This window comes from Kocuria sp. 2SI, assembly GCF_005502825.1.
Classification (GTDB): Bacteria; Actinomycetota; Actinomycetes; order Actinomycetales; family Micrococcaceae; genus Kocuria; species Kocuria palustris.
Window position 1 is genome coordinate 64,069 of the sequence record NZ_SCNB01000010.1, and the last position, 23,105, is coordinate 87,173.

The following is a 23,105-nucleotide window of genomic DNA, read 5'->3' on the forward strand; positions in this document are numbered from 1 at the left end:
CGCCTGAGAACCTCTTCACCAGACCACCAGGAGTCCTCTCCCCCATGTCCTTCGATCTGCTCGGCTCGCTGTCCGACGGCCCCCGGGAGCCCCGGGAGGCCGCTTCGGCGGATCAGGACGGCGCGGCCCCTCAGTGCTCGCGCCGCGGCTGCCGTCAGGCCGCCGTGTGGGTGCTCGAGTGGAACAATCCTCGCGTCCACGCCCCTCAGCGGCGCAAGCGCTGGGTGGCCTGCCAGGAGCACCGGCAGCACCTCGGCGAGTTCCTGGACGCTCGCGGCTTCCTGCTCGAAATCCGTCCGCTGTCAGAGGTGCAGGCATGAGGCGGTTCCTGCAGACCTACTCGTTCCTGCTCTCCGGGCGCTGGATCGGCTGGTTCATCGTCTGCTGCCTGGGCGCGGCCCTGTGCCTGTACCTGGGCAGCTGGCAGTACGACCGCGCCGAGCAGATCGATCACAGCAACCAGCTGATCATCGACAACTACGACGCCGATCCCCTCACCGGCCAGGAAGCCCTGTCCGCCTTCGAGGACTACGACGGCTCCCAGCGGTGGCACCCGGTGCAGCTGCGCGGGGAGTACCTCACGGAGGACACCGTCCTGGCTCGCAACCGGGCCTCCGAGGGGCAGATCGGCTACGAGGTCCTGGTGCCGCTGCGCACGCAGCAGGGTGCCGTCGTGCTGATCAGCCGCGGCTGGATCCCCACGTCCGAGACCGGCGACGGCAGCCCCTCCGAGGTCCCGGAGGCTCCCGCCGGCCAGGTCGAGGTCACCGCCCGCGTGCAGCCCTCGGAGGGCACGCCCGAGCGCACCGCTCCCGAGGGCCAGGTCGCCTCGATCCACCTGCCGGACGTGGAGGAGGTCTCCGGCGCGGATCTCGTGGACCAGGCCTACGGGCAGATGATGGCGGAGGACCCTGCCGCGCAGACGCGGCCGGCCGGATTCGCCGAGCCGGACCTGGACTACGGGCCGCAGCTGTCGTACTCGATGCAGTGGTCGGCCTTCGCGCTGCTGGCCTTCGTGGCCTACGGCTACTCGGCGCGCCAGAAGGTGCGCAACGACGCCTGGGACCGCGACTACGCCGCCCGGATCGAGACCGAGCTGGCCCAGTACTACGACACCGAGGGCCGCTTCATCGGCATCGGCGACGGACGCACCGAGGAGGACCTCATGCGCCAGCTCGAGATGGTCGACGACATGCCGGCGCATCTGCGCGATCTGACCCGGCCCAAGCGCCGCAAGCGCTTCGGGGTGCAGGACGCCGCCGAGGAGGATGCCGCCCTGGACGTGCGCTGAGGCTCGCTCGCAGCGGCTGCCCGGCTCCCGCAGTGCCCTGGAGCCGGGACCGCGAGGCTCAGGCCAGCGAGATGAGGTCCTGGTACTCCTGCGACCAGTGGTCCTCGATGCCGTCCGGCAGCATGACCACGCGCTCCGGGTTCAGCGCCTCCACAGCTCCCTCGTCGTGGGAGACCAGGACCACGGCACCCTCGTAGCGGCGCAGCGCGGCCAGGATCTCCTCGCGGGAGGCCGGATCCAGGTTGTTGGTGGGCTCATCGAGCAGCAGCACGTTGGCCGAGGAGGCCACCAGAGTGGCCAGGGCCAGGCGGGTCTTCTCACCGCCGGAGAGCACGCCGGCGGGCTTGTCGACGTCGTCGCCCTGGAACAGGAACGAGCCGAGCACGGTGCGGGCCTGGGTGTCGGTGAGCTCCGGGGCCGCCGTCTTCATGTTCTGCAGGACCGTGCGGTCCTGATCCAGGGTGTCGTGCTCCTGGGCGAAGTAGCCGAGCTTCAGGCCGTGGCCGGGCTCGACCTGCCCGAAGTCCGGCTCGGCCACGCCGGCCAGCATGCGCAGCAGCGTGGTCTTGCCCGCGCCGTTGAGGCCCAGGATCACCACGCGCGAGCCGCGGTCGATGGCCAGGTCGACGTCGTTGAAGATCTCGAGCGAGCCGTAGGACTTGGACAGCCCGGAGGCCCGCAGAGGGGTCTTGCCGCAGGGCGCCGGTGCCGGGAAGCGGATCGCGGCGACCTTGTCCTGGACGCGCTCGCCCTCCACGGAGGCCATCAGCCGCTCGGCGCGCTTGAGCATCTGCTGCGCCGCCACGGCCTTGGTCGCCTTGGCGCGCATCTTCTCGCCCTGGGCCTTCAGTGCCGTGGCCTTCTTCTCCGCGTTGGCGTACTCCCGCTTGCGGCGGTGCTCGTCCTGCTCGCGCTGGGCCTTGTAGCGCTTCCAGTCCATGTTGTAGACATCCACGACCGCCCGGTTGGCGTCGAGGTAGAGGACCTTGTTGACCACCATCTCCATGAGCTCGACGTCGTGGGAGATCACCAGGACGCCGCCGGAGTAGCTGCGCAGGAACTCGCGCAGCCAGGCCACCGAATCGGCGTCGAGGTGGTTGGTGGGCTCGTCGAGCAGCATCGTGTCGGCATCCGAGAACAGGATGCGGGCCAGCTCCACGCGTCGGCGCTGACCGCCCGAGAGCGTGCGCAGCGGCTGGTTGAGCACACGGTCCGGAAGGTCCAGGTTCGCGGTGATCGTGGCGGCCTCGGACTCGGCCGCGTAGCCGCCGCCGGCCTGGAACTCGGTCTCCAGGCGGGGGTAGCGCTTCATGGCCCGGTCCCGCACGGTCTCGTCCTCGGAGGCCATCTCCTCCTCGGCCGTGCGCATGCGGGCGATGACCTCAGCAAGGCCGCGCGCAGAGAAGATCCGGTCGCGGGCCAGCTGCTCCATGTCCTCGACCTTGGGATCCTGCGGCAGGTAGCCGATCGTGCCGCTGCGGGTCACGGTGCCTCCGGCCGGGATGCCCTCGCCGGCCAGCACGCGGGTCATGGTCGTCTTGCCGGCGCCGTTGCGCCCGACCAGGCCGACCTTGTCGCCCTTCTGCACCCGGAAGTCCACGTCGTCCATCAGCAGCCGGGCTCCGGCTCGCAGTTCGAGGTTCGACACGGTGATCACTTCAGGCACGGCCTTTCGACGGGGGCGGGCGCCGTCGGCGGACGGCGGAACCGATGCAGTCTAGCCGGGAGCATTCCCCGGCGCTGTCAGCTGGGACACCGCTGCCCGGATCGACCGGACCGGCGACGCGCCCCCGCGCCCGGTCGGGGCGCCTCCCCGCAGGCCTAGACTCGACCGGAGGCTGTGCCCCCGCCATGGAGGCGACAGATGAGATCCCGATCGAAGGCGAACCCGATGACCAGTGACCCGACCCCGGCCGGCACCGCGTCCACGGGCGACCCCGATCGCTCGCCCCGGCGCGGAGGGGCGTCGTCCGGCGGCTCGCACATCGCCGCGGCGGAGCCCGTGCTGCACCAGCACTCGGATGCCCCGGGGCCCGCACAGCCGCCGGAGCAGCTGGATGCCGGCGGCGGCGTCTGGCGCGATGCGATGGGCCGTGCCGCAGGACGCGCCGCGCAGATCCTGATCCTCGGCATCCTGGCGGCAGCCCTCGTCTGGGTGATGATCATCGTCCAGCTGGCGGTCATCGCGGCGCTCGTCGCCCTGATCCTGGCGACCACGGTCGGGCCGCTGGTCAACGCCCTGGTGCGCCGCGGCCTGCCGCGCTGGGCCGGTTCCGCGATCGTGTTCGTGGCGCTGATCGTGGTGGTCTCGGGCATCGTCGCCGCGGTCGCCGCCACGGTCACGGCCGAATGGGACACGCTGTCCCAGCAGTTCGCCCAGGGGGTCGATGACATCGAGGGCGTGCTCACGGATCCCTCCGTGCCGATCGACTCCCAGATGCTCTCCGACCTGACGTCCTCCGCCGGGTCCATGCTCTCGTCGCAGGCGGTCGTCTCGACTCTGTTCTCGAGCTTCGGAACCGCCGGCAGCGTCCTCACGGGCACGATCCTCTCGCTGGTCATGCTGTTCTTCTTCCTGAAGGACGGCCCCCGGATGTGGAACTTCCTGCTGCGTTGGTTCCACGGCGGGGTCCGCGCCCGCATGGCCGAGACAGGTGATCGCACGGCCGAGGTCCTGGGCGGATACGTCCGGGGCATCGTCATCGTGGCCACCGTCGACGCCACCCTGATCGGTCTCGGACTGTGGGCGATCGGCGTCCCGCTGGCGCTGCCGCTGGCGGTGCTGTGCTTCCTGTCCGCCTTCATCCCGATCGTGGGCCCGTTCTTCTCGGGCTTCTTCGCGGCCATCGTGGCGCTGGTGACGCTGGGGCTCCCCTCGGCGCTGGCGGTCGCGGCGCTGACCATCATCGTCAACAACGTCGACGGCAACCTCCTCCAGCCCCTGATCGTGGGCAAGTCCCTGAGCCTGCACCCGCTGATCGTGCTCACGGCGCTGACGATCGGCGGGCTGGTCGGCGGGATCGTGGGCACCATCCTGGCCACGCCCCTGACCGCGGTGGCCTGGTCGGTGATCCAGATCTGGTCGGATCGCTACCAGTCGGGAGATGACCCCGTGCTGGGGGCGGACCCGGTGGACCCGGCGACGTCGGCGGCGCGTCGGGCCTCGCTGGCCGAGCGCTGGCGCTATCAGGCCATGCGGCTGCAGCCTGCCCGCCATGCCTCCCGTGGCGCGACCGCGACCGATGCCGCCACCGGTCAGCTGCTGCCGGCCGCGCATCCGCCGACCCAGCCGCTGCGGGATCCCGTGGCCGAGTGGCCTGTGCACCAGCCCGACGGCGGCACACCCCGGGCCGATCCGCGCTCCGAGGAGATCGGCGATCTCGGTCGTCCCGCGCCGTGGGGCGAGACCGCAGGCGCGGGCGGCCGGTCGAGCAGCGGTCCCGACGAGGGCGAGACCGCGGACTCTTGCCACGACCGGCGCCCTGCTGCCGATTGATATCCGAACCCTCCCCTATCCTTGTGCCATGCCTTCATCAACGCCAGCATCCTCCCGTCCTCAGGATTCCGCCGACTCCGCACAGACCGCTCCTGCCGCCGCACGGAAGCAGACGGCCCCTGGTCGCAGCGCGGGCACGGATCTCGGCCTGATCGCCGTCTTCGCGGCCTTCGTGGCCGTGTGCGCCGTCCTGCCGGCCATTCCCGTGGGACCCCTGGCCGTGCCGATCACCCTGCAGACGCTGGCCGTGTACCTCACCGGACTGGTCCTGGGCGGGCGCCGCGGCTTCCTGGCCGTCGCGCTCTATGTGGTGGTGGGCCTCGTCGGTCTGCCGATCTTCTCCGGCTTCCGCGGCGGACCGGCGGTCCTCGCCGGCCCCTCCGCCGGCTACATCATTGCGTTCCCGATCGCCGCCGCCTGCGTAGGGTTCTTGGCCTACGCCGTCCTGCGCCGCGGCGTCTCACGAGGCCGTGTGCTCCTCGGGCTGATCAGCGCTGCGCTGCTCGGCGGGTTCCTGATCACCCGCGTCTTCGGCATCCCCGGGATGATGCTCAACGGCGGACTCACCCTGCGCGATGCCTTCCTCGCAGATCTGATTTACTGGCCCGGCGATCTGCTCAAGCTCGTGCTGGCGGCGCTGATCGCCGCTGCCGTGCACCGCGCCTTCCCCCGGCTGGCCGCACGGTCGTGAGCGGCGGGCAGCACCGCGGAATCGAGCTGCGCGAGATCGTCGTCGAGGTCCCCGGCCCGCCGAGCAGCAGCGAGCCCGTTCGCCTGCTCGGGCCGCTGAGCGTCGCGCTGCACGAGCGCCGGATCGCGGTGATCGGGCTCAACGGCTCCGGCAAGTCCACGCTGCTGCGCGTGCTCAACGGCCTGGCCGAGGTCTCCTCGGGTTCGGCCCGCGTCCACGGGACGGACGCGGTGCACGACGTCCGCGCGGCCCGTCGCGCCGTCGGGTTCCTGTTTTCGGACCCTTCCGCCCAGCTGCTGATGCCCACCGCGCAGGAGGACGTCGAGCTCTCCCTGCGAGTCGCGGGCGAGCCCCCCGGGAGGCGGGCCGAGCTCGCCGGGCGGCTGCTCGAAGAGGCGGGACTGTCCCGGCAGCGCCACCAGTCGATCCATGACCTCTCCGGCGGTGAGCGCCAGCTCGTGGCTCTGACGGCGGTGCTGGCCGTGCAGCCCAGGGTGCTGGCCCTCGATGAGCCCACCACGCTGCTGGACCTGCGCCACCGGGATGCCCTGCTCGAGCGCCTCGACGCCCTGCCCCAGCAGCAGATCATCTCCACGCACGACCTGGAGCTGGCGGCCACGGCCCAGCGGGCGCTGCTCATCCACGACGGCCTCCTGCTGGATGACGGCCCCGCCGAGGAGGTCATCGACCGCTACCGGCGCTGCTGCCGCGAGGGCTTCCCCACCGCTCCGTCGAGACCCGGGGCCGGTCCGTGAGCCGTTCGCGCCGCGAGCTCTTCGGCTTCCACCGCCCGGCCGACACCCCGGTCCACCGCGCCCCGCTGGCGCTCAAGGCCTCCGGCGTGGCGGTGATCTCGGTGCTGCTGATGCTGCCCTTCCCATGGCTGCTGCGACGGCTCGGCATCGAGGCGCCCGAGACCTCGTGGGCGGTGCCCGCCGGGTGCCTGCTGCTGGTCCTGCTCGCGGCAGCCGCCGCACGGATAGGTCCGCGCGCCTGGTGGCACAGTCTCCGTCCCGCCTCGTGGATCCTGGGTCTGCTGGCGGCCTATCACCTGCTGCTGCGCCGCGATCCCGCCATGGCCGCCGAGGTGCTGCTCACGGTCGTGACCGCGCTGCTGGCCACCCGGGTCCTGCTGGAGACCACGCCCCTTCCCGAGCTGCTCGACGGGCTCGTGCGGCTGCTGTCCCCGCTGCGGCTGATGGGGGCGGATCCGGAGCGGATCGGGCTGGCGATCCAGATCATGCTGCGCTCGATCCCGTTCCTGACCGGCGTGCTCGACGACCTCCGCGATGCCGCCGCCGCGCGCGGTGCCCGTCTCGGCCCCGTCGGGCTCGCCGCTCCCCTGGTGATATCCGCCGTGGCCCACGGGCAGCGCACCGGCGAGGCCCTGGCTGCCCGCGGACTGGACTCGCCCCGGCCGTGACCCGTCCCACGGTCGATAGAGTGGCCGTGAACCAGCACCCGAGATCAGGAGAGTCGATCGTGAAGTTCCTCTGCCGCATGCAGGTCCAGTTCCCCGAGTCCATGCCCGCCGAGGAAGTGGCCCAGAAGCAGGCCCAGGAGAAGGAGTACTCCCAGGGGCTGCAGGAGGCCGGCGAGTTAGAGGCCATCTACCGCGTGGTCGGGCAGTACGCCAACGTCTCGATCTTCGAGGTGGAGTCCAACCAGCGACTGCACGAGATCCTCTCGGGCTTCCCCATGTACCCGTACATGACGATCGAGACCACTCCCCTGTGCCAGCACCCGAACTCGATCCGCTGATCGAGCGCTGACGCGGGGCTGTCGGGCCCGCGCACACGACGACAGCGCCCGGTCGCGCAGCGGATCAGCTGCGCGACCGGGCGCTGTCGTGCGCCGCAGGCGGGTCAGATGTTGAAGCCCAGGGCCCGCATCTGGTCGCGGCCGTCCTCGGTGATGCGCTCCATGCCCCACGGCGGCATCCAGACCCAGTTGACGTGCCACTCGTCGACGAGCGGGCCGAGGTTCTGCTCGACCTGCTCCTCGATGACGTCCTGCAGCGGGCAGGCCGCCGTGGTCAGCGTCATGTCGAGCTTGAGGGCCCCGTCCTCCATGTAGGAGGCGCCGTAGAGCAGGCCCAGATCGACGATGTTCACGCCGAGCTCGGGATCGATGACGTTCTTCAGCGCGTCCTCGACCTCGGAGATCTGCGGCGCGCCCGCGGGGACCTGGCCCGCGTCGGCGGTCGTTTCGGTCATGGTGTCCTCCTCGTCCGGGTTCAACCGGTCACTTGGCGGCAGCGACGTACTTGTCGTAGCCCTCGGCCTCGAGCTGCTCGGCCAGCTCCGGGCCTCCCTGCTCCACCACGCGGCCGTCGGCGAAGACGTGCACGTGATCGGGAGCGATGTAGCGCAGGATGCGCGTGTAGTGCGTGATGAGCATGACGCCCATGCCGTTAGCGGCCTTGGCGCGGTTCACGCCCTCGGACACGACCTTGAGGGCGTCGATGTCCAGGCCGGAGTCGGTTTCGTCCAGCAGCGCCATCTTGGGCTTGAGCAGCTCGAGCTGCATGATCTCCATGCGCTTCTTCTCGCCGCCGGAGAAGCCCTCGTTCACGTTGCGCTGGATCATCTGCGGATCCATCTTCAGCTGAGCGACGGCCTCCTTGACGTCCTTGGTCCAGGTCCGCAGAGCGGGGGCCTCGCCGTCGACGGCGGTCTTGGCCGAGCGCAGGAAGTTGGAGGTGGTCACGCCCGGGATCTCGACCGGGTACTGCATGGCCAGGAAGAGCCCGGCCCGCGCCCGCTCGTCCACGGACATCTCCAGGACGGACTCGCCGTCCAGCAGGATGTCGCCCGAGTCCACGCGGAACTTGGGGTGGCCCGCGATGGTCGAGGCCAGCGTGGACTTGCCGGAGCCGTTGGGCCCCATGATCGCGTGGACCTCATCCGAGTTGATGGTGAGGTTCACGCCCTTGAGGATCTGCTTGCTGTTCTCGTCGTCGAGCAGGACCGATGCGTGAAGGTCCTTGATCTCCAGAGTGCTCAAAAGTCTCTCCTGAAATGGTGAAGGTGTGGGTGCCGTGATCGGCAGGTGCTTCGGTGGCGGGACCTCAGGCGCCGCGCTCGACGTTGGCCAGCTCGGCCTCGACGATCTCGCGCAGGCGCTCCTCGATGCTCTCGTCCTCGATCTGCTGCAGGATCTCGAAGAGGAAGCCGCGCACCACCAGGGCGCGGGCGTCGCGCTCCGGGATGCCTCGCGACATGAGGTAGTAGAGGTGCTCGGCATCCAGCTGCCCCGTGGTGGAGGCGTGGCCCGCGCCGGCGATGACTCCGGTCTCGATCTCCAGGTTGGGGATCGAGTCCATCCGGGGCCCGTCGTTGAGGATCAGGTTCCGGTTGAGCTCGTAGGTGTCGGTGGCCTCGGCGGCCGGGCGGATCAGGACGTCGCCGACCCACACGCCGTGGGCGCCTTCGCCCTGCAATGCGGACTTGTAGGTCACGCGCGAGCGGCAGTTGGGCTGCGAGTGATCCACGAACAGCCGCGACTCGAGGTGCTGGCCGTCATCCACGAAGGTCAGGCCGTACATCTCGACGTCGGCACCCGGTGCGCGGAAGCGCACCGACGGGGTCACGCGCACGGTGTCGCCGCCCAGGGAGACGACCACGTGCTTGAAGCGCGAGTCGCGGCCGAGCGAGACGTGCTGCGCCGAGGCGTGCACGGTGCCCTCGTCCTCCCACTCCTGCAGGGAGACCACGGTGATGTTCGCCGAATCGGCGATCGAGAACTCGACGTTCTGCGAGACCACGGCTGAGCCGTGGTGGCGCAGCACGATGCGCGCCTTCGAGAACTGCTCGGCGACCACGACCAGGTGGGAGGCGGCCGGATCCGGGCTCGTGCCCTCGATCTCGATCATCACGGTGCCGTCGATCTCGGCCTCGGCCGGCACGGTCACCACGGTGGCCTCCTGGAAGGCGGCCCAGGCGCTGGCCGAGAGGAGGTCCTCGGGGATGCCGGCCGAGCCCATGCGGGCGTCGTCGCGGCCCACGGTCTCGACGCGCACGCGATCGGAGCCGGACACGGTCACCGCCGGGGCGGGCCCCGTCAGCTCATCCGTGTGCAGTCCCCTGAGGCGCTTGAGCGGGGTGAACCGGAAGTCCTCCTCGCGCCCGGTCAGCTCCGGGAAGTCCGCGAGGTCGTAGGACGCCTGCCGATCGGCGCGCGAGGTGCCGGCGATCTTGGTGCCCTTGACCTTGCCGTCCTCCTGCGAGGCGGAGACCCCCATGGCCTCCTCCTCGGACTCGACCATGGCGGTGGCGAGCTTCTCGCCCTCCTGGGTCATCCCGGGGATGGCGATGCGCGCCTCATCGGTGCGCACGCCGTCGACCACATCCTCCTCGGGGGTGGTGGTGCCGGGTGCTGCGGCGGTGCTGGGCTTATCAGCCAACGGATCCCTCCATCTGCAGTTCGATCAGGCGGTTGAGCTCGAGCGCATACTCCATGGGCAGCTCGCGGGCGATCGGCTCCACGAAGCCGCGCACGATCATGGCCATGGCCTCGTCCTCCGGCAGGCCGCGCTGCATGAGGTAGAACAGCTGCTCCTCGGACACGCGCGAGACTGTGGCCTCGTGGCCCATGGAGACGTCGTCCTCGCGGATGTCGACGTACGGGTACGTGTCCGAGCGCGAGACGGTGTCCACGAGCAGGGCGTCGCAGACCACGTTCGACTTGGCGTGGTGGGCGCCCTCGCGGACCTGGACCAGGCCGCGGTAGGCGGAGCGGCCGCCGTTGCGGGCCACCGACTTGGACACGATCGACGACGACGTGTGCGGGGCGACGTGCACCATCTTGGAGCCGGTGTCCTGGTGCTGGCCCTCGCCGGCGAAGGCGATCGAGAGGGTCTCGCCGCGGGCGTGCTCGCCGGTCATGTAGACCGCCGGGTACTTCTGGGTGACCTTGGAGCCGATGTTGCCGTCGACCCACTCCATGGTGGCGCCCTCATGGGCGATGGCGCGCTTGGTCACCAGGTTGTACACGTTGTTCGACCAGTTCTGGATGGTCGTGTAGCGCACGCGGGCGTTCTTCTTGACGATGATCTCGACGTTGGCCGAGTGCAGCGAGTCCGTCTTGTAGATCGGCGCGGTGCAACCCTCGATGTAGTGGACGTAGGAGTCCTCATCCGCGATGATCAGCGTCCGCTCGAACTGGCCCATGTTCTCCGTGTTGATGCGGAAGTAGGCCTGCAGCGGGATGTCCACGTGGACGCCCTTGGGCACGTAGACGAACGATCCGCCGGACCACACGGCCGTGTTCAGCGCGGCGAACTTGTTGTCGCCCACCGGGATGACCGTGCCGAAGTACTCCTCGAAGAACTCCGGGTGCTCGCGCAGCGCGGTGTCGGTGTCCATGAAGATGACGCCCTGGGCCTCCAGGTCCTCGCGGATCTGGTGGTAGACGACCTCGGACTCGTACTGCGCGGCCACGCCGGCCACCAGGCGGGAGCGCTCGGCCTCGGGGATGCCCAGCTTCTCGTAGGTGTCGCGGATCTCCTCGGGCAGCTCCTCCCAGGAGCCGGCCTGCTGCTCGGAGGCGCGCACGAAGTACTTGATGTTGTCGAAGTCGATGCCCGACAGGTCCGCGCCCCAGGTGGGCATGGGCTTGCGCTGGAAGAACTTCAGGGCCTTCAGGCGCAGGTTCAGCATCCACTCGGGCTCGTTCTTGCGCGCCGAGATGTCGCGCACGACGTCCTCGTCGATGCCGCGGCGCGCGGAGGCTCCCGCGACGTCCTTGTCGGCCCAGCCGTACTCGTACGTCCCGATGCCCTCGAGCTCGGGGTTCTTCTCCAGGATGTCGGAGATGGTGGTGTCGTTGGCTTGTGTCACATCTGTCACGACGGCCTCCTCTGGTGGTCTGCTGCCGATCCGGGCTCTGCCCGGTCGACCGCGGTGGTTCGGATGGTGAGGGAAAGTCTCAGGTGCGCTCGGCGCTGCGTGGTGGATCCTCGTCCCGGCGCTCGAGGGGCACATGCGTGTTGCACACGTGCCCCCCGGAGGCCAGCGTGGACAGCCGACGGATGTCGACGCCCAGCAGGGAGCCGATCATCCTCGTCTCCGCCTCGCAGAACTCGGGGTAGTCCTCTGCCAGCTCGAGCAGGGGGCAGTGCCCCTGGCACAGCTGCAGGGAGGCCATTCCGCGGCGCTGGGAGCCGACCTGCACGACGGTGGAGCTGGCGGCGTAGCCGTCGGCGGCCATCTGGCGCACGAGGGCGTCCATACGATCGGCGACGTCCTCCCCTGCAGCCTCGACGGCCGGGCGGTACCGGTTCTCGATGCGCTGCTGGTGACGCTGCACGAAGCCTCGCAGGGCCTCTTCTCCCCCGAGCTCGCGCATGGCGCGCAGCGCGTCGTGGGCGACCTCGAGGTAGTCGTTGCCCAGGCGCTCGTGGCCCTCCGGGGCCACCACGTAGCGACGGGCGGGGCGACCCGCACCTGCTCCGGGGCGGCGCACCAGGGTGACCTCGATGAACCGATCCCGCTCCAGGGCATCCAGGTGACGGCGCACTGCGGCGGCCGTGAGGCCCATCTGCGCTGCGATCTCGCTGGCGGAGACGGGTCCGGATTCCAGGACGGCGTTGAGGATCCGGGATCGGGTGGTGGACTCGGCGGCGTCCTCGGTGCTGCGCGCGCTCCTGACGTCCGTCTGGACCATGCTCGTACCGCCTCTCGCCGTCTCGGGGGCCCGTGATGCGGACCCTGTCCAATACACAACTCGAGTATGTCCAAATCCATTCCGCGTTCCTAGCAAGGTCACCCTCAGAAAGACCGGGATGTGATGAGAACCTCATCCTTCGACTCGGTCAGGCGCAAACGCGCAGGGGCCGCTGGATTCCGCAGCGACGGATTCCAGCGGCCCCTCCCGAACCGGTGCGGGCTTCGATGCGCCCTCAGACGGTGACGGGCCCGTCGCGGCGCTCGGCCTCCGTCAGCACGGGAGCCTCGGAGGTGACGTGGAAGCCCTTCTCCACCGCCATGGACACGACGGCCACGAACAGGGCCGAGCCGATGAGGTGCAGCGCGACCACCAGGATCGGCAGGCCGTTGAAGAACTGGTAGAAGCCGATCAGCGCCTGCATGATCACGACGAGTCCCACGAGCTGCAGCGACCGGCGCACCGCCATGGGCCAGGTCCGGCGGCCGACGAGCAGTCCGACCAGCACCAGCGCGACGACGGCGTAGGCGGGCAGAGCGTGCAGCCGGGCGATCACGAGGGCGTCGAAGGTGTGCCGCACGACGTCGCCGGCGTCGCCGCCGTGAGGACCCGTGCCGGTGACCAGCGTGCCCAGGTAGATGCTCAGCGCCGCGAACACGGCCAGTGCGATGAGCAGCCCGCGGATCGGGCCGCGCTGCTGCGGCGACTGTCCGGCCAGCTCCGCCTGCGCCACGTGCTCCAGGCTCAACCGCCGGGTCCGATTCACGAGGATCGCGGCCATGGCGATCATGGCGGAGGAGATCATGAAGTGGATGCCCACGATCCACGGATTGAGACCGGTCAGCACCGTGACGCCGCCGACCACAGCCTGAACGGGGATGCCGAGACCGAGCAGCAGGGTCAGCACGAACAGCGACGCGTGACGGCGGGCCATGCGCACGACGGCCAGGAAGGCCAGCACGGCGACGATCATGAGCACGCCCGTCAGCGTGCGGTTGCCGAACTCGATGAACCCGTGGATGCCCATCTCCGAGGTGTTGGTCCAGGACTCGTCCGTGCACCGGGGCCAGGTGGGGCAGCCGAGGCCGGAGCCGGTGAGCCGGACCAGGCCGCCGGTGAGGATCAGCAGCATGTTGGCCGCCAGGGAGGCCCAGGCCGTGAAGCGGACCCATCCGTCGACCTCGCCGCGCAGGAAGAAGCCGATCGGAGCTCGATCACTGCGCGGCTCGGGTCCGGGCCCCGGAGCCTCCCGCGGGTCGTCGCCGAGGTCCGAGGCGGTCGGGGCCGAGGAAGGGGTGCTCACGTGCTCACGTCCAGGATCTGAAAGGGGGGTCAGTGCTTGCGCGACCGGAGCGCCGGGCGCCCGACCAGTCTAGTCCCTCACCCTGTGCACCCGGACCGGAGCCGGCGGCCCGTGCGCAGTCTCAGCTCCAGCGGAACAGACGGACGGTCGCCGCCCAGCTGAGCAGGCCCCATACGGCCAGGACCGCCAGATGCAGCACCAGGGGGCCGTGGCCGGTGCCGACCAGCACGATGCGCAGCGACTCCCCCAGCGCAGCCGATGGCAGCAGCGAAGCCGCCCAGCCGAGCACACCCGGAAGGGCTGCGGCCGGGCCCAGGGTTCCGCCGGCTGCCGCCAGCAGGACCCACAGCAGATTGACGACGGCCAGCGTGGCCTCAGCGCGCAGCGTGCCGGCCACGAGCAGGCCCAGCCCGGTGAACACCGCGGCGCCCACCCCGAGGATCAGCAGCATGGCCAGCACGGACAGCGGCTCGGGCCGCCAGCCCAGGGCCAGACCGATCCCGCAGATCAGCACCGTCTGCACGGCCAGCACCGCCAGGATGGCGCCGAGCTTGCCGGCGATGAGCCCGAACCGGCCCAGGGGCGTGGTGGACAGCTGCCGCAGCACGCCGTAACGGCGGTCGAAGCCGGTCTGGATGCCCTGGCCGGAGAACGCGTTCGAGATCACCGACAGCGCCAGGACCCCGGGCACGGCCAGGTCGATCCTCTCGGCACCGGCCGGCAGCGCCCCGTCGAGCAGATCCATCCAGGTCAGCGCGAACAGAGCCATGACCGGGAGGATGATCAGCAGCAGCAGCTGCTCGCCGTTGCGCAGCATGGTGCGCGTCTCGTAAGCGGCCTGGGCGGCGACGCGCCGGCCAGCAGGGGCCGGCCGCGACGGGGTCGGGTCCTCGGAAGCAGTACGGGACAGGATGGTCCTCTCGGTCATCGGATCTGCCTCCCCGACAGCTCCAGGAAGACGTCCTCCAGCGAGCGGGGCTGGAGGCTCAGGGACAGGGGCAGCTCGCCGGTGGCCGCGAGCCACTGGCTCAGCTCGGCCAGCTCCTGCGGGCGCGTCGCACCGCTGATCACGATCCGGGCTCCCTCCGCGCTGACCTGCAGGTCCGGGCGCTGCACGAGCTCAGGGGGATGCTGCGCCCAGCGCTGCTGCTGGGCGGCGGTGAGCTCCACGCGCAGGGCTCCGGAGCGGCCGTCGCCGTCGATCAGCTCCTGCACGGAGCCGCAGGCGCGGACCTGGCCCTCATCCACGATGACCACCTGGTCGGCCAGGCGCTGGGCATCGTCGAGCAGGTGCGTGGTGAGGATGACGGCGGTGCCGTCGCCGCGCAGCTCGTCGATCAGGTCGAAGACCACCGCGCGCGACTGGGGATCCAGGCCGGCCGAGGGCTCGTCGAGGAAGACGATCTCCGGCCTTCCGGCCAGCGCCGCGGCCAGCGACACGCGCTGGCGCTGGCCGCCGGAGAGCCGCCGGATGGGGGTTCCGGCGAAGGAGCCGATGCCCAGGCGCGCCTGGAGCTCGTGCTGCGGGACCGGGTCCTGGTACATCGCGCTGATGTGGCGCAGGTACTCCCCTGCCCTGACCGACTGCGGCAGGCCGCCGTCCTGCAGCATCACGCCGGCGCGGGCGCGCAGCTCCGGTCGGGCGCCCCAGGGCTGCTCACCCAGCAGTCGGACGGTCCCGGACGTGGGCCGCCGAAGGCCCTGGGCGCACTCGAGCGTGGTCGTCTTGCCCGCCCCGTTGGGCCCCAGCAGCGCGGTGACCTCGCCGTTGCGGGCCGTGAGGCTCAGGCCGTCCACGGCCCGGAGCCTCGAGCGCGGCGCAGGCGTGTCCGCGCCCGTGTCGGGGTCGCGGCTCCCCCGGCGACGCCGGCTGGGCGCACGGCGCTGCGGGAACGCCATCACCAGGTCCTCGATCTCGAGCGCGGCCGTCACTGCTGCATCTCCGCGCGCAGTTCGCGGACGGCCGAGCGGATGCGCTCGCGGCTGGGCGTGCCCACCGGGTGCAGGGGCCGCCTCGGCGGGGCGGTGCGCATGCCGCAGATGTCATTGAGGGCGTAGAGCGAGCTCAGCGGCCGCTCCCAGCGCAGCACCTCGATCAGCGGGGAGAACGCCCGGCGCCAGCGATCCACGAGCTCGACGTCCCTGGCCGCAGCGGCGGCGCGGAACGCGACCCACTCCCGGGGCAGTGCGGCGGCGAAGCCGGTGTGCCAGGCGATCGAGGCATCGGCCGAGTTCAGGATCAGCGAGGTCCCGGCGATCCCGAAGCTCGTCCCGGGCTCGGCCAGCTCCAGGAAGAGGTGGCGACGGTTCTGCAGGGCTCGCTCGGAGTCGACCGTGTCCTTGAACGCCACGACGTTGCCCAGATCGCTCAGCTCGGCGGCCAGGTCCACGGGGTAGACGAAGCCGGTGGTCGAAGGGTTGTTGTCCAGGCACAGCGGCAGCGCGACCGACGAGGCCACGGTCTCGACCTGATCCGCGATCTCGGGCGAGCGCAGGGCCACATAGGACAGCGGGTTCAGCACCAGGCCGTCCGCTCCGGCACTCTCCGCGTCCCACGCCAGCTCCAGGACGTCCTGGGTCGTCATGGCGGAGACTCCGGCTCCCACGGGGATCCCGGAGCCCGCGGCAGCCTGGACGGCCGTGCGCACCACGGTGGCGCGCTCCTCGGAGCTCAGATAGGCGAAGGAACCGGCCGTGCCGAGCACGCAGATCGAGTCCACGCCCGAGCCGACCAGGACCTCGACCTGGCGGGCGAGCTCAGGCAGGTCCACGGCACCGGCGGTCGTGAACGGTGTGACCGGATAGGCGATCAGCCCGGAGAAGTCCATCCTGAGCGTGCTCTCGATTCTGGAGGGAGTGATGGGGCCGCGACCCGTGCGGGTCCGGGGAACGGGGACTCAGCGCGAGCCGGCTGGTCGGCGGGCGCGAGGGTCGCCGTGCGTCAGCTGCGCGACGTTCAGAGGATCGGTCCGCCGAGGAACGGATCCAGCGCCACGGCCACGAACACGAGGCTCAGATAGGTGATCGAGCCGTGGAAGACCTTCATGGCCTGTGTGGAGGTGGGCTCAGCCTGGCTGGCCAGCCCCAGCAGCCGGTGGCACTGCAGCAGGAACCAGGCTCCGGCGGCCAGCGTGACCACGGCGTAGACCCAGCCGGCGCCGCTGACCGGGACGAGCAGCAGCGAGCAGATGACGGTGGCCCAGGCGTAGAGCACGACCTGGCTGGCCACGCGCCCATCCGAGGCGATCGCCCCGAGCATGGGGATCCCGGCGCGGGCGTAGTCGTCCGAGTACTTCATCGACAGCGGCCAGTAGTGGGGCGGGGTCCACAGGAAGATCACCGCGAACAGCACGACGGCCGGCCACTCGACGGTCCCCGTCACCGCGGCCCAGGCGATCAGCACCGGCATGCAGCCGGCGACCCCGCCCCAGACGATGTTCTGGCTGGTCCGCCGCTTGAGGATGATCGAGTAGAAGACCGCGTAGAGGAAGATCGCCGCGGCCGTCAGCACGCCCGACAAGACGTTGACCGCCAGGGCGAACAGCAGCACCGAGGCCACCGAGAGGACCCAACCCAGGACCAGGGCCTCCCAGTCGTTGACCACGCGGGTGACCAGCGGGCGCTTGGAGGTGCGCTTCATCAGCCGGTCGGACTCGCGGTCGATGTAGGAGTTGAAGGCGCCCGCGGCACCTGCGGAGAGCGTGCCGCCCACAAGGGTGACCAGGATCAGCCAGATGCTCGGGAAGCCGCCGTTGCCGTGGTAGTGGTGGGCGAAGATCATGGTCGGCACCGTGGCCACGAGCAGCAGCTCGACGATGCGCAGCTTCATCAGCTGCAGGTACGCCCGCACGCGCTGACCAGGTGTGGTCCGCCCGCTCTCCCGACGCGCATCCGACGGATCCTGGGGACCGGTCGGTGCTGCATGCCTGGAGACCTGCGCTGAACTCACGTGAACTGACTCCCTGGAACGGTGACGGGGTCGATGACTCGGAAACGGACTCCCCGTCGTCCAGGCCGACCCGGGCCCGGAAGGTGGTGTGCGCGGCGCCTGGCGGATGGCGTGCGACGGGGATGATCCGGCCAGTATAGACCCTCATGGCCGCTCGCGCCGTGGCCCGCGACGCATCACCGGCGATGCGACCGGAGGAGGCATCGACTACGCCCTCAGGCAAACCACGGAATCACCCCTTCCGCTGACCGACGTGTGTTCTAGGCTGGATCCACAACTCCGGCGTCGCCGCACGTGCGAGCGGTGCCATGCGCCCCCGAGAAAGGACAGTGCACCTGTGCCTCAGTCTGATCAGACACTCACCTGGACCGATGTCGATCGCCGCGCCGTGGACACCGTCCGCGTGCTCGCCGCGGACGCCGTGGAAAAGGTGGGCTCAGGACATCCCGGGACGGCCATGAGCCTGGCCCCGGCCGCCTACCTGCTCTTCCAGAAGGTCATGCGCCATGACCCCAGCGATGATCGCTGGACCGGCCGCGACCGCTTCATCCTCTCCCCGGGCCACACCTCGCTGACGCTGTACATCCAGCTCTTCCTGGGCGGGTTCGGCCTGGAGATGAAGGACCTGGAGGAGCTGCGCACCTGGGGCTCCAAGACCCCGGGCCACCCGGAGTACCGCCATACGGCCGGCGTGGAGATCACCACCGGCCCGCTGGGCCAGGGCCTCTCCTCGGCCGTGGGCTTCGCCTACGCCCAGCGCTACACCCGCGGGCTCTTCGACCCCGAGTCCGCTCCGGGCCAGTCCCCGTTCGACCACCGCGTCTACACGATCGTCTCCGACGGCGACCTCCAGGAGGGCGTGACCTCTGAGGCGTCGTCGCTGGCCGGGCACCAGGAGCTCGGCAACCTCATCGCGATCTACGACCAGAACCAGATCTCGATCGAGGACGACACCGACGTCGCGTTCACCGAGAACGTCGCCGAGCGCTACAAGGCCTACGGCTGGCACGTCCAGACCGTGGACTGGACCGCAGGCGGCCCCAACGGCAACGAGTACGTCGAGGACGTCCAGGCCCTGCACGACGCCATCCGGGCTGCGGAGGCGGAGACCTCCGCCCCGTCGCTGATCTGCCTCAAGACGATCATCGGCTATCCGGCGCCCAGCAAGCAGAACACCGGTGGCATCCACGGCTCCAAGCTCGGTGCCGAGGAGCTCGCGGCCACTAAGAAGGTCCTCGGCTTCGACGCCGAGCAGAGCTTCGTGATCGAGGACGAGGTCCTGTCGCACACCCGCGAGCTCGTCGAGCGCGGCAAGGCCGATCGCGAGGAGTGGGATAAGGGCTTCGCCGAGTGGCGCCAGGCCCACCCGGACCGCGCCGAGCTCTACGACCGCCTGCGCGACGGCACCCTCCCCGAGGGCTACGCCGAGGCCTTCCCGCAGTTCCCTGCCGGTGAGACCGTGGCCACCCGCGCGGCCTCCGGCAAGGTCATCAACGCGATCGCCGACACCTTCCCGGAGCTGTGGGGCGGCTCCGCCGACCTCGCGGGATCGAACAACACCACGATCGAGTCGGCCAACTCGTTCAACCCGTCCAGCCGCACCACCAAGAAGTTCTCGGCGGACCCGTACGGACGCGTCCTGCACTTCGGCATCCGCGAGCACGCCGCTGCCGCCATCGTCAACGGCATCACCATGTCGTCGCAGACGCGCGCCTTCTCGGGCACGTTCCTGATCTTCTCGGACTACCAGCGCCCGGCAGTGCGCCTCGGCGCGGTCATGCAGGTCCCGTCGATCTACATCTGGACCCACGACTCGATCGGCCTGGGCGAGGACGGCCCCACGCACCAGCCGGTCGAGCAGCTCAGCTCGCTGCGCGGCATCCCGGGCCTGAACGTCGTGCGCCCGGCCGACGCCAACGAGACCTCGGTGGCCTGGCGGACCATCATGGAGACCACGGAGAGCCCCTCCGGCCTGGCGCTGACCCGCCAGAACGTCCCCACGTTCCGCCGCGAGGACATCCACCCGGATGGCGAGGGCGAGGCCTTCGCCTCGGCCGAGGGCACTGCCAAGGGCGGCTACGTCCTGGCCGACGCCCCGGAGGGCACGTCCCTGGACGTCGTCCTCATCGGCACCGGCTCCGAGGTGCAGCTGGCCGTGGAGGCCCGCGAGCAGCTCAAGGAGAAGGGCATCGGCGCGCGCGTCGTGTCCATGCCGTGCCGCGAGTGGTTCGACGCCCAGGACCAGGACTACCGCGAGTCCGTGATCCCCCGCGAGCTCACCGCACGCGTGAGCGTCGAGGCCGGCATCGCCATGTCCTGGAACGACCTGCTCGGCTCGAACGGCCGCGCTGTCTCGCTCGAGCACTTCGGCGCCTCCGCCGCCTACGAGCGCCTCTACAGCGAGTTCGGCATCACCGCCGAGGCCGTCGTCGAGAAGGCCCAGGAATCCATCGCCGCCGCGAAGTGACGCACCCGGTGACTGTGGCCGATCCGTCGGCCGCAGTCACCGGCCCCAGCACGACCACGCAGCGTCGCCTGCACCGCAGACGCACTGACGATCCTTCGACATCACAGGAGCATCATCATGACCGACACCACTGCCAAGCTCTCCCAGGCCGGAGTCTCCATCTGGCTCGACGACCTCTCCCGCGAGCGTCTGAGCACCGGCAACCTGCAGGAGCTCATCGACACCAAGGACGTCGTGGGCGTGACCACGAACCCCACGATCTTCGCGGGCGCGCTGTCCAACGGGGAGTCCTACGCGGCTCAGGTCAAGGAGCTGGCCGCCGAGGGCGTCGACGTCGACGAGGCCGTCCTCCGGATCACGACCGACGACGTCCGCGACGCATGCGACGTCTTCGCCCCGATCGCCCAGGCGACCCAGGGCAAGGACGGCCGCGTCTCGATCGAGGTCGATCCCCGGATGGCGAATGACGCCCAGGCCACCTCGGAGATGGCCCAGCGCCTGGCGCAGACCATCGATCGCGACAACGTGCTGATCAAGATCCCGGCCACCGAGGCCGGCCTCCCCTCGATCACGGCCACGCTGGCCGAGGGCATCTCGGTCAACGTGACCCTGATCTTCTCGCTCGAGCGCTACCGTGCCGTCATCAACGCCTTCCAGACCGGTCTGGAGCAGGCGCTGGAGAACGGCAAGGACCTCTCGAAGATCCACTCGGTCGCCTCGTTCTTCGTCTCCCGCGTGGACTCCGAGGTCGACAAGCGCCTGGATGCCATCGGCACCGATGAGGCGACCGCGCTGAAGTCCAAGGCCGGCCTGGCCAATGCCCGCTTGGCCTACCAGGTCTACCAGGAGGCGTTCTCCACGGAGCGCTGGAAGCGCCTGGCCTCGGCCGGCGCCAACGCCCAGCGCCCCCTGTGGGCCTCGACCGGCACCAAGGACCCGTCGCTGCCGGACACGCTCTACGTGGACGGACTGGTGGCCGCCGACGTCGTGAACACCATGCCGGAGAAGACCCTGGACGCCGTGGCCGATCACTCGGAGATCACCGGCGACACGATCACCGGCACCTATGACGAATCCAACGCGCACCTGGACCGCCTGGCCGAGCTGGGCATCGACTACGACGAGGTCGTGAACCTGCTCGAGAAGGAGGGCGTCGAGAAGTTCGAGGCCTCCTGGGCCGAGCTGCTTGAGACCGTGCAGTCGGCGCTGGACTCCTCGCGCTGAGTCCCTCAGGCCACCGGATCTCGCGTCTGCTCGCTGTCCGGTGGCCCCCGTCGGCCCGTCCGCTCCGGCCGTCGCCGCAGCGGACGGGCCGACGCACCGCAGGACCGCAGCATCGCAGGACTTCAAGCATCGGATCGCGAGGCAGATCGGCCGCCGACGGCCGAACCGGAGCCCCGCTCATCGAGAGGACATCATGAGCACCCTTTCCGTCACCGCCGCGGGCGCCGCCCGCGAAGCCATCGATCGCCACGTGCCGCAGCTCGTCGAGGACCGCTTCGCCTCGCGGCTGTTCGCCAAGGACCACACCCTCTGGGGCGCCGACGCCGAGGACGAGGCCTCGAAGCGCCTGGGCTGGGTCGAGGCGCACGACGTCTCCCGCCCCCTGATCGAGGAGATCCTCGAGCTTCGCTCGGCGTTCGAGGCCGAGGGCGTCGACCGCTTCGTGCTCGCGGGCATGGGCGGCTCCTCGCTGGCCCCCGAGGTCATCACCCGCACCGCAGGCGTGGAGCTGTTCGTGCTCGACTCCACGGACCCGGTGATGGTCCAGGCGGCGCTGTCGGATCGCATCGGCCGCACCGCGGCGATCATCTCCTCCAAGTCCGGCTCGACCGTCGAGACCGACTCGGCCCGTCGCGCCTTCGAGAAGGCCTTCACGGATGCCGGTATCGATCCGGCGCGCCGTCTGGTGGTCGTGACCGATCCGGGCTCCCCGTTCGACCAGACCGCCCGCGAGGCCGGGTATCGCGCCGTCTTCAACGCCGATGCCTCGGTGGGCGGGCGCTTCTCCGCCCTGACGGCCTTCGGCCTGGTCCCCTCGGGGCTGGCAGGCGCAGACATCACCGCCCTGCTGGATGACGCCGAGGCCGCCGCCGAGATGCTGCGCGAGGACGCCGAGGACAACCTGGCTCTGCGCCTCGGTGCGGCCCTTGGCGGCACCTCGCCGCTGCGCGACAAGATCGTGCTGCAGGACCGCGGCTCCGGCATCGTCGGATTCGCCGACTGGGCCGAGCAGCTGATCGCAGAGTCGACCGGCAAGCTGGGCACCGGCATCCTCCCCGTCGTCGTGGGCCAGGACGCTCCCGAGCTGCAGGCGCCCGTGGCCGCCGACGTCCTGCCGGCGCTGCTGGTGGCCTCGGACGACGAGAGCGTCCTGACTGGAGACGTCGACGCCGTGGCGGTCGCCGGCTCGCTCGGCGCGCAGATGCTGCTGTGGGAGGTGGCCACCTCCGTGGCCGGCGCCCTGCTGAAGATCAACCCGTTCGATCAGCCGGATGTCGAGTCCGCCAAGATCGCCACTCGCGCCGTGCTCGCGGACAAGCCCGAGCCGACTCCGGCGGACCTCGTCGACGGCTCCGTGGAGATCCGCGGCGACGCCTCGCTGCTGGACGGAGCCGATGACCTGCGCGAGGCCATCCAGGCTCTGCTGAAGACGCTGCCGGACAACGGCTACCTGGCTGTCCAGGCGTACTTCGACCGTCTGACCTGGACCGAGCTCGAGGATGCCCGTCCGCTGCTGGCCAGCATCACCGGACGCCCCACCACGTTCGGCTGGGGCCCGCGCTTCCTCCACTCGACCGGTCAGTTCCACAAGGGCGGCACCCCCGTGGGCTCGTTCCTGCAGATCACTGCAGCCTCGGACACCGACCTGGACATCCCGGGCGGCGACTTCACCTTCGGCGAGCTGATCTCCGCCCAGGCCGACGGCGACGCCCAGGTGCTGCGCGAGCACGACCGCCCCGTGCTGCAGCTGCGCTTCACCGATCGCGAGACCGGCGTCAGCCAGGTGCTCGACGTCCTGCACGCGATCCTGGGCCGCTGACCCGGTCCTGGCAGAACCGGACCCCATCCGGCCTCAGCCTGCGCCGCGCCGTCGCCCGCTCTCAGGGCGGCGGCGCCGCGCACGCCGGACCCGGCTCTCGCCGCGTTCTCGCGCTGCTCCCCCGCCGTCGCCGCTCGGCCGTCGTCGGGCAGGAGTAGTCTCATCCCCGCCCGACGTCCTCGGATGCTCAGCGCACCCG

General features: G+C 70.4%; 21 protein-coding genes. 10 read left to right on the forward strand and 11 right to left on the reverse strand.

Annotated features, from left to right (window positions below):
* The first annotated feature begins 44 nt into the window (after positions 1-44).
* Both FFS25_RS07495 and FFS25_RS07500 read left to right on the forward strand, forming a co-directional pair.
* Complete coding sequence (locus tag FFS25_RS07495) at positions 45-320, forward strand: hypothetical protein (RefSeq protein WP_006213159.1); 276 nt, start codon at positions 45-47, stop codon at positions 318-320.
* Entirely contained in the window at positions 317-1,291 is a 975-nt protein-coding gene (locus tag FFS25_RS07500) for an SURF1 family cytochrome oxidase biogenesis protein (RefSeq protein WP_137802429.1), read from the forward strand. Before FFS25_RS07495 ends, FFS25_RS07500 begins: the two co-directional genes overlap by 4 nt.
* A 58-nt stretch (positions 1,292-1,349) precedes the next feature.
* Here the strand turns inward: FFS25_RS07500 and FFS25_RS07505 are convergent, their stop codons facing one another.
* Complete coding sequence (locus FFS25_RS07505; RefSeq protein WP_024290436.1) at positions 1,350-2,948, reverse strand: ABC-F family ATP-binding cassette domain-containing protein; 1,599 nt, start codon at positions 2,946-2,948, stop codon at positions 1,350-1,352.
* Between the two features lie 234 nt (positions 2,949-3,182).
* Here FFS25_RS07505 and FFS25_RS07510 point away from each other — a divergent pair, with 234 nt between their 5' ends.
* Genes FFS25_RS07510 through FFS25_RS07530 form a run of 5 tightly spaced genes read left to right on the forward strand, consistent with a single transcriptional unit; the run spans position 3,183 to position 7,239 of the window.
* The gene (locus FFS25_RS07510) at positions 3,183-4,787 is read left to right on the forward strand and encodes an AI-2E family transporter (protein ID WP_249933814.1); all 1,605 of its coding nucleotides are present in this window, start codon (positions 3,183-3,185) and stop codon (positions 4,785-4,787) included.
* Positions 4,788-4,815: 28 nt separating this feature from the next.
* Positions 4,816-5,478 (forward strand): biotin transporter BioY, encoded by a 663-nt coding sequence (locus tag FFS25_RS07515; RefSeq protein ID WP_058870880.1) that lies wholly within the window; start codon positions 4,816-4,818, stop codon positions 5,476-5,478.
* Complete coding sequence (locus FFS25_RS07520) at positions 5,475-6,233, forward strand: energy-coupling factor ABC transporter ATP-binding protein (RefSeq protein ID WP_137802430.1); 759 nt, start codon at positions 5,475-5,477, stop codon at positions 6,231-6,233. Before FFS25_RS07515 ends, FFS25_RS07520 begins: the two co-directional genes overlap by 4 nt.
* A complete protein-coding gene (locus FFS25_RS07525) occupies positions 6,230-6,901 on the forward strand; it encodes a CbiQ family ECF transporter T component (RefSeq protein WP_137802431.1) in 672 nt (223 codons plus the stop codon). Before FFS25_RS07520 ends, FFS25_RS07525 begins: the two co-directional genes overlap by 4 nt.
* Positions 6,898-7,239, forward strand: a complete 342-nt coding sequence (locus FFS25_RS07530) for a muconolactone Delta-isomerase (RefSeq protein WP_137802432.1) — start codon at positions 6,898-6,900, stop codon at positions 7,237-7,239. The genes FFS25_RS07525 and FFS25_RS07530 overlap by 4 nt, the downstream gene beginning before the upstream one ends.
* 104 nt (positions 7,240-7,343) lie before the next feature.
* Here the strand turns inward: FFS25_RS07530 and FFS25_RS07535 are convergent, their stop codons facing one another.
* The 10 genes from FFS25_RS07535 to FFS25_RS07580 all read right to left on the reverse strand — a co-directional run bounded on the left by FFS25_RS07535 (position 7,344) and on the right by FFS25_RS07580 (position 17,396).
* Positions 7,344-7,694: a metal-sulfur cluster assembly factor gene (locus tag FFS25_RS07535; RefSeq protein WP_006213168.1), complete on the reverse strand. Its 351-nt coding sequence runs from the start codon at positions 7,692-7,694 to the stop codon at positions 7,344-7,346.
* Between the two features lie 28 nt (positions 7,695-7,722).
* Entirely contained in the window at positions 7,723-8,484 is a 762-nt protein-coding gene (gene sufC / locus FFS25_RS07540; RefSeq protein ID WP_006213169.1) for a Fe-S cluster assembly ATPase SufC, read from the reverse strand.
* Positions 8,485-8,548: 64 nt separating this feature from the next.
* Complete coding sequence (gene sufD, locus FFS25_RS07545) at positions 8,549-9,778, reverse strand: Fe-S cluster assembly protein SufD (protein ID WP_502704723.1); 1,230 nt, start codon at positions 9,776-9,778, stop codon at positions 8,549-8,551.
* 97 nt (positions 9,779-9,875) lie between these two features.
* Complete coding sequence (sufB, locus tag FFS25_RS07550; RefSeq protein ID WP_137802433.1) at positions 9,876-11,327, reverse strand: Fe-S cluster assembly protein SufB; 1,452 nt, start codon at positions 11,325-11,327, stop codon at positions 9,876-9,878.
* 79 nt (positions 11,328-11,406) lie between these two features.
* Positions 11,407-12,144 (reverse strand): helix-turn-helix transcriptional regulator, encoded by a 738-nt coding sequence (locus FFS25_RS07555; protein WP_137802434.1) that lies wholly within the window; start codon positions 12,142-12,144, stop codon positions 11,407-11,409.
* Positions 12,145-12,379: 235 nt separating this feature from the next.
* Positions 12,380-13,447: a COX15/CtaA family protein gene (locus FFS25_RS07560; protein WP_137802435.1), complete on the reverse strand. Its 1,068-nt coding sequence runs from the start codon at positions 13,445-13,447 to the stop codon at positions 12,380-12,382.
* A 121-nt stretch (positions 13,448-13,568) separates the two neighbouring features.
* Entirely contained in the window at positions 13,569-14,375 is an 807-nt protein-coding gene (locus FFS25_RS07565) for an ABC transporter permease (protein WP_249933815.1), read from the reverse strand.
* Positions 14,372-15,379: an ABC transporter ATP-binding protein gene (locus FFS25_RS07570; RefSeq protein ID WP_137802436.1), complete on the reverse strand. Its 1,008-nt coding sequence runs from the start codon at positions 15,377-15,379 to the stop codon at positions 14,372-14,374. The genes FFS25_RS07565 and FFS25_RS07570 overlap by 4 nt, the downstream gene beginning before the upstream one ends.
* Positions 15,376-16,275 carry a dihydrodipicolinate synthase family protein gene (locus tag FFS25_RS07575; protein ID WP_137802437.1) on the reverse strand — a complete coding sequence of 300 codons (900 nt, stop codon included), beginning with the start codon at positions 16,273-16,275 and terminating at the stop codon, positions 15,376-15,378. Before FFS25_RS07575 ends, FFS25_RS07570 begins: the two co-directional genes overlap by 4 nt.
* 128 nt (positions 16,276-16,403) lie before the next feature.
* Positions 16,404-17,396: a heme o synthase gene (locus FFS25_RS07580; protein ID WP_137802438.1), complete on the reverse strand. Its 993-nt coding sequence runs from the start codon at positions 17,394-17,396 to the stop codon at positions 16,404-16,406.
* 337 nt (positions 17,397-17,733) lie between these two features.
* On the opposite strand from FFS25_RS07580, the gene tkt reads away from it, so the two are divergent.
* From tkt to FFS25_RS07595, 3 genes are all read left to right on the forward strand, one after another.
* Positions 17,734-19,863, forward strand: coding sequence for a transketolase (gene tkt, locus FFS25_RS07585; RefSeq protein WP_137802439.1), 2,130 nt, complete (start codon positions 17,734-17,736; stop codon positions 19,861-19,863).
* A gap of 117 nt (positions 19,864-19,980) precedes the next feature.
* Positions 19,981-21,087 (forward strand): transaldolase, encoded by a 1,107-nt coding sequence (gene tal, locus FFS25_RS07590; protein ID WP_006213179.1) that lies wholly within the window; start codon positions 19,981-19,983, stop codon positions 21,085-21,087.
* Between the two features lie 193 nt (positions 21,088-21,280).
* Entirely contained in the window at positions 21,281-22,906 is a 1,626-nt protein-coding gene (locus FFS25_RS07595) for a glucose-6-phosphate isomerase (protein ID WP_137802440.1), read from the forward strand.
* Positions 22,907-23,105: the final 199 nt, after the last annotated feature.

Bases quoted from the DNA above. Each gene is read 5' to 3' on its own strand.
- FFS25_RS07535 (WP_006213168.1), bottom strand. From the start codon at position 7,694: ATGACCGAAACGACCGCCGACGCGGGCCAGGTCCCCGCGGGCGCGCCG.
- FFS25_RS07515 (WP_058870880.1), top strand. From the start codon at position 4,816: ATGCCTTCATCAACGCCAGCATCCTCCCGTCCTCAGGATTCCGCCGAC.
- FFS25_RS07555 (WP_137802434.1), bottom strand. From the start codon at position 12,144: ATGGTCCAGACGGACGTCAGGAGCGCGCGCAGCACCGAGGACGCCGCC.
- FFS25_RS07595 (WP_137802440.1), top strand. From the start codon at position 21,281: ATGAGCACCCTTTCCGTCACCGCCGCGGGCGCCGCCCGCGAAGCCATC.
- FFS25_RS07500 (WP_137802429.1), top strand. From the start codon at position 317: ATGAGGCGGTTCCTGCAGACCTACTCGTTCCTGCTCTCCGGGCGCTGG.
- FFS25_RS07510 (WP_249933814.1), top strand. From the start codon at position 3,183: ATGACCAGTGACCCGACCCCGGCCGGCACCGCGTCCACGGGCGACCCC.
- FFS25_RS07565 (WP_249933815.1), bottom strand. From the start codon at position 14,375: ATGACCGAGAGGACCATCCTGTCCCGTACTGCTTCCGAGGACCCGACC.
- FFS25_RS07495 (WP_006213159.1), top strand. From the start codon at position 45: ATGTCCTTCGATCTGCTCGGCTCGCTGTCCGACGGCCCCCGGGAGCCC.
- FFS25_RS07575 (WP_137802437.1), bottom strand. From the start codon at position 16,275: ATGGACTTCTCCGGGCTGATCGCCTATCCGGTCACACCGTTCACGACC.
- sufD (WP_502704723.1), bottom strand. From the start codon at position 9,778: ATGACCCAGGAGGGCGAGAAGCTCGCCACCGCCATGGTCGAGTCCGAG.
- tal (WP_006213179.1), top strand. From the start codon at position 19,981: ATGACCGACACCACTGCCAAGCTCTCCCAGGCCGGAGTCTCCATCTGG.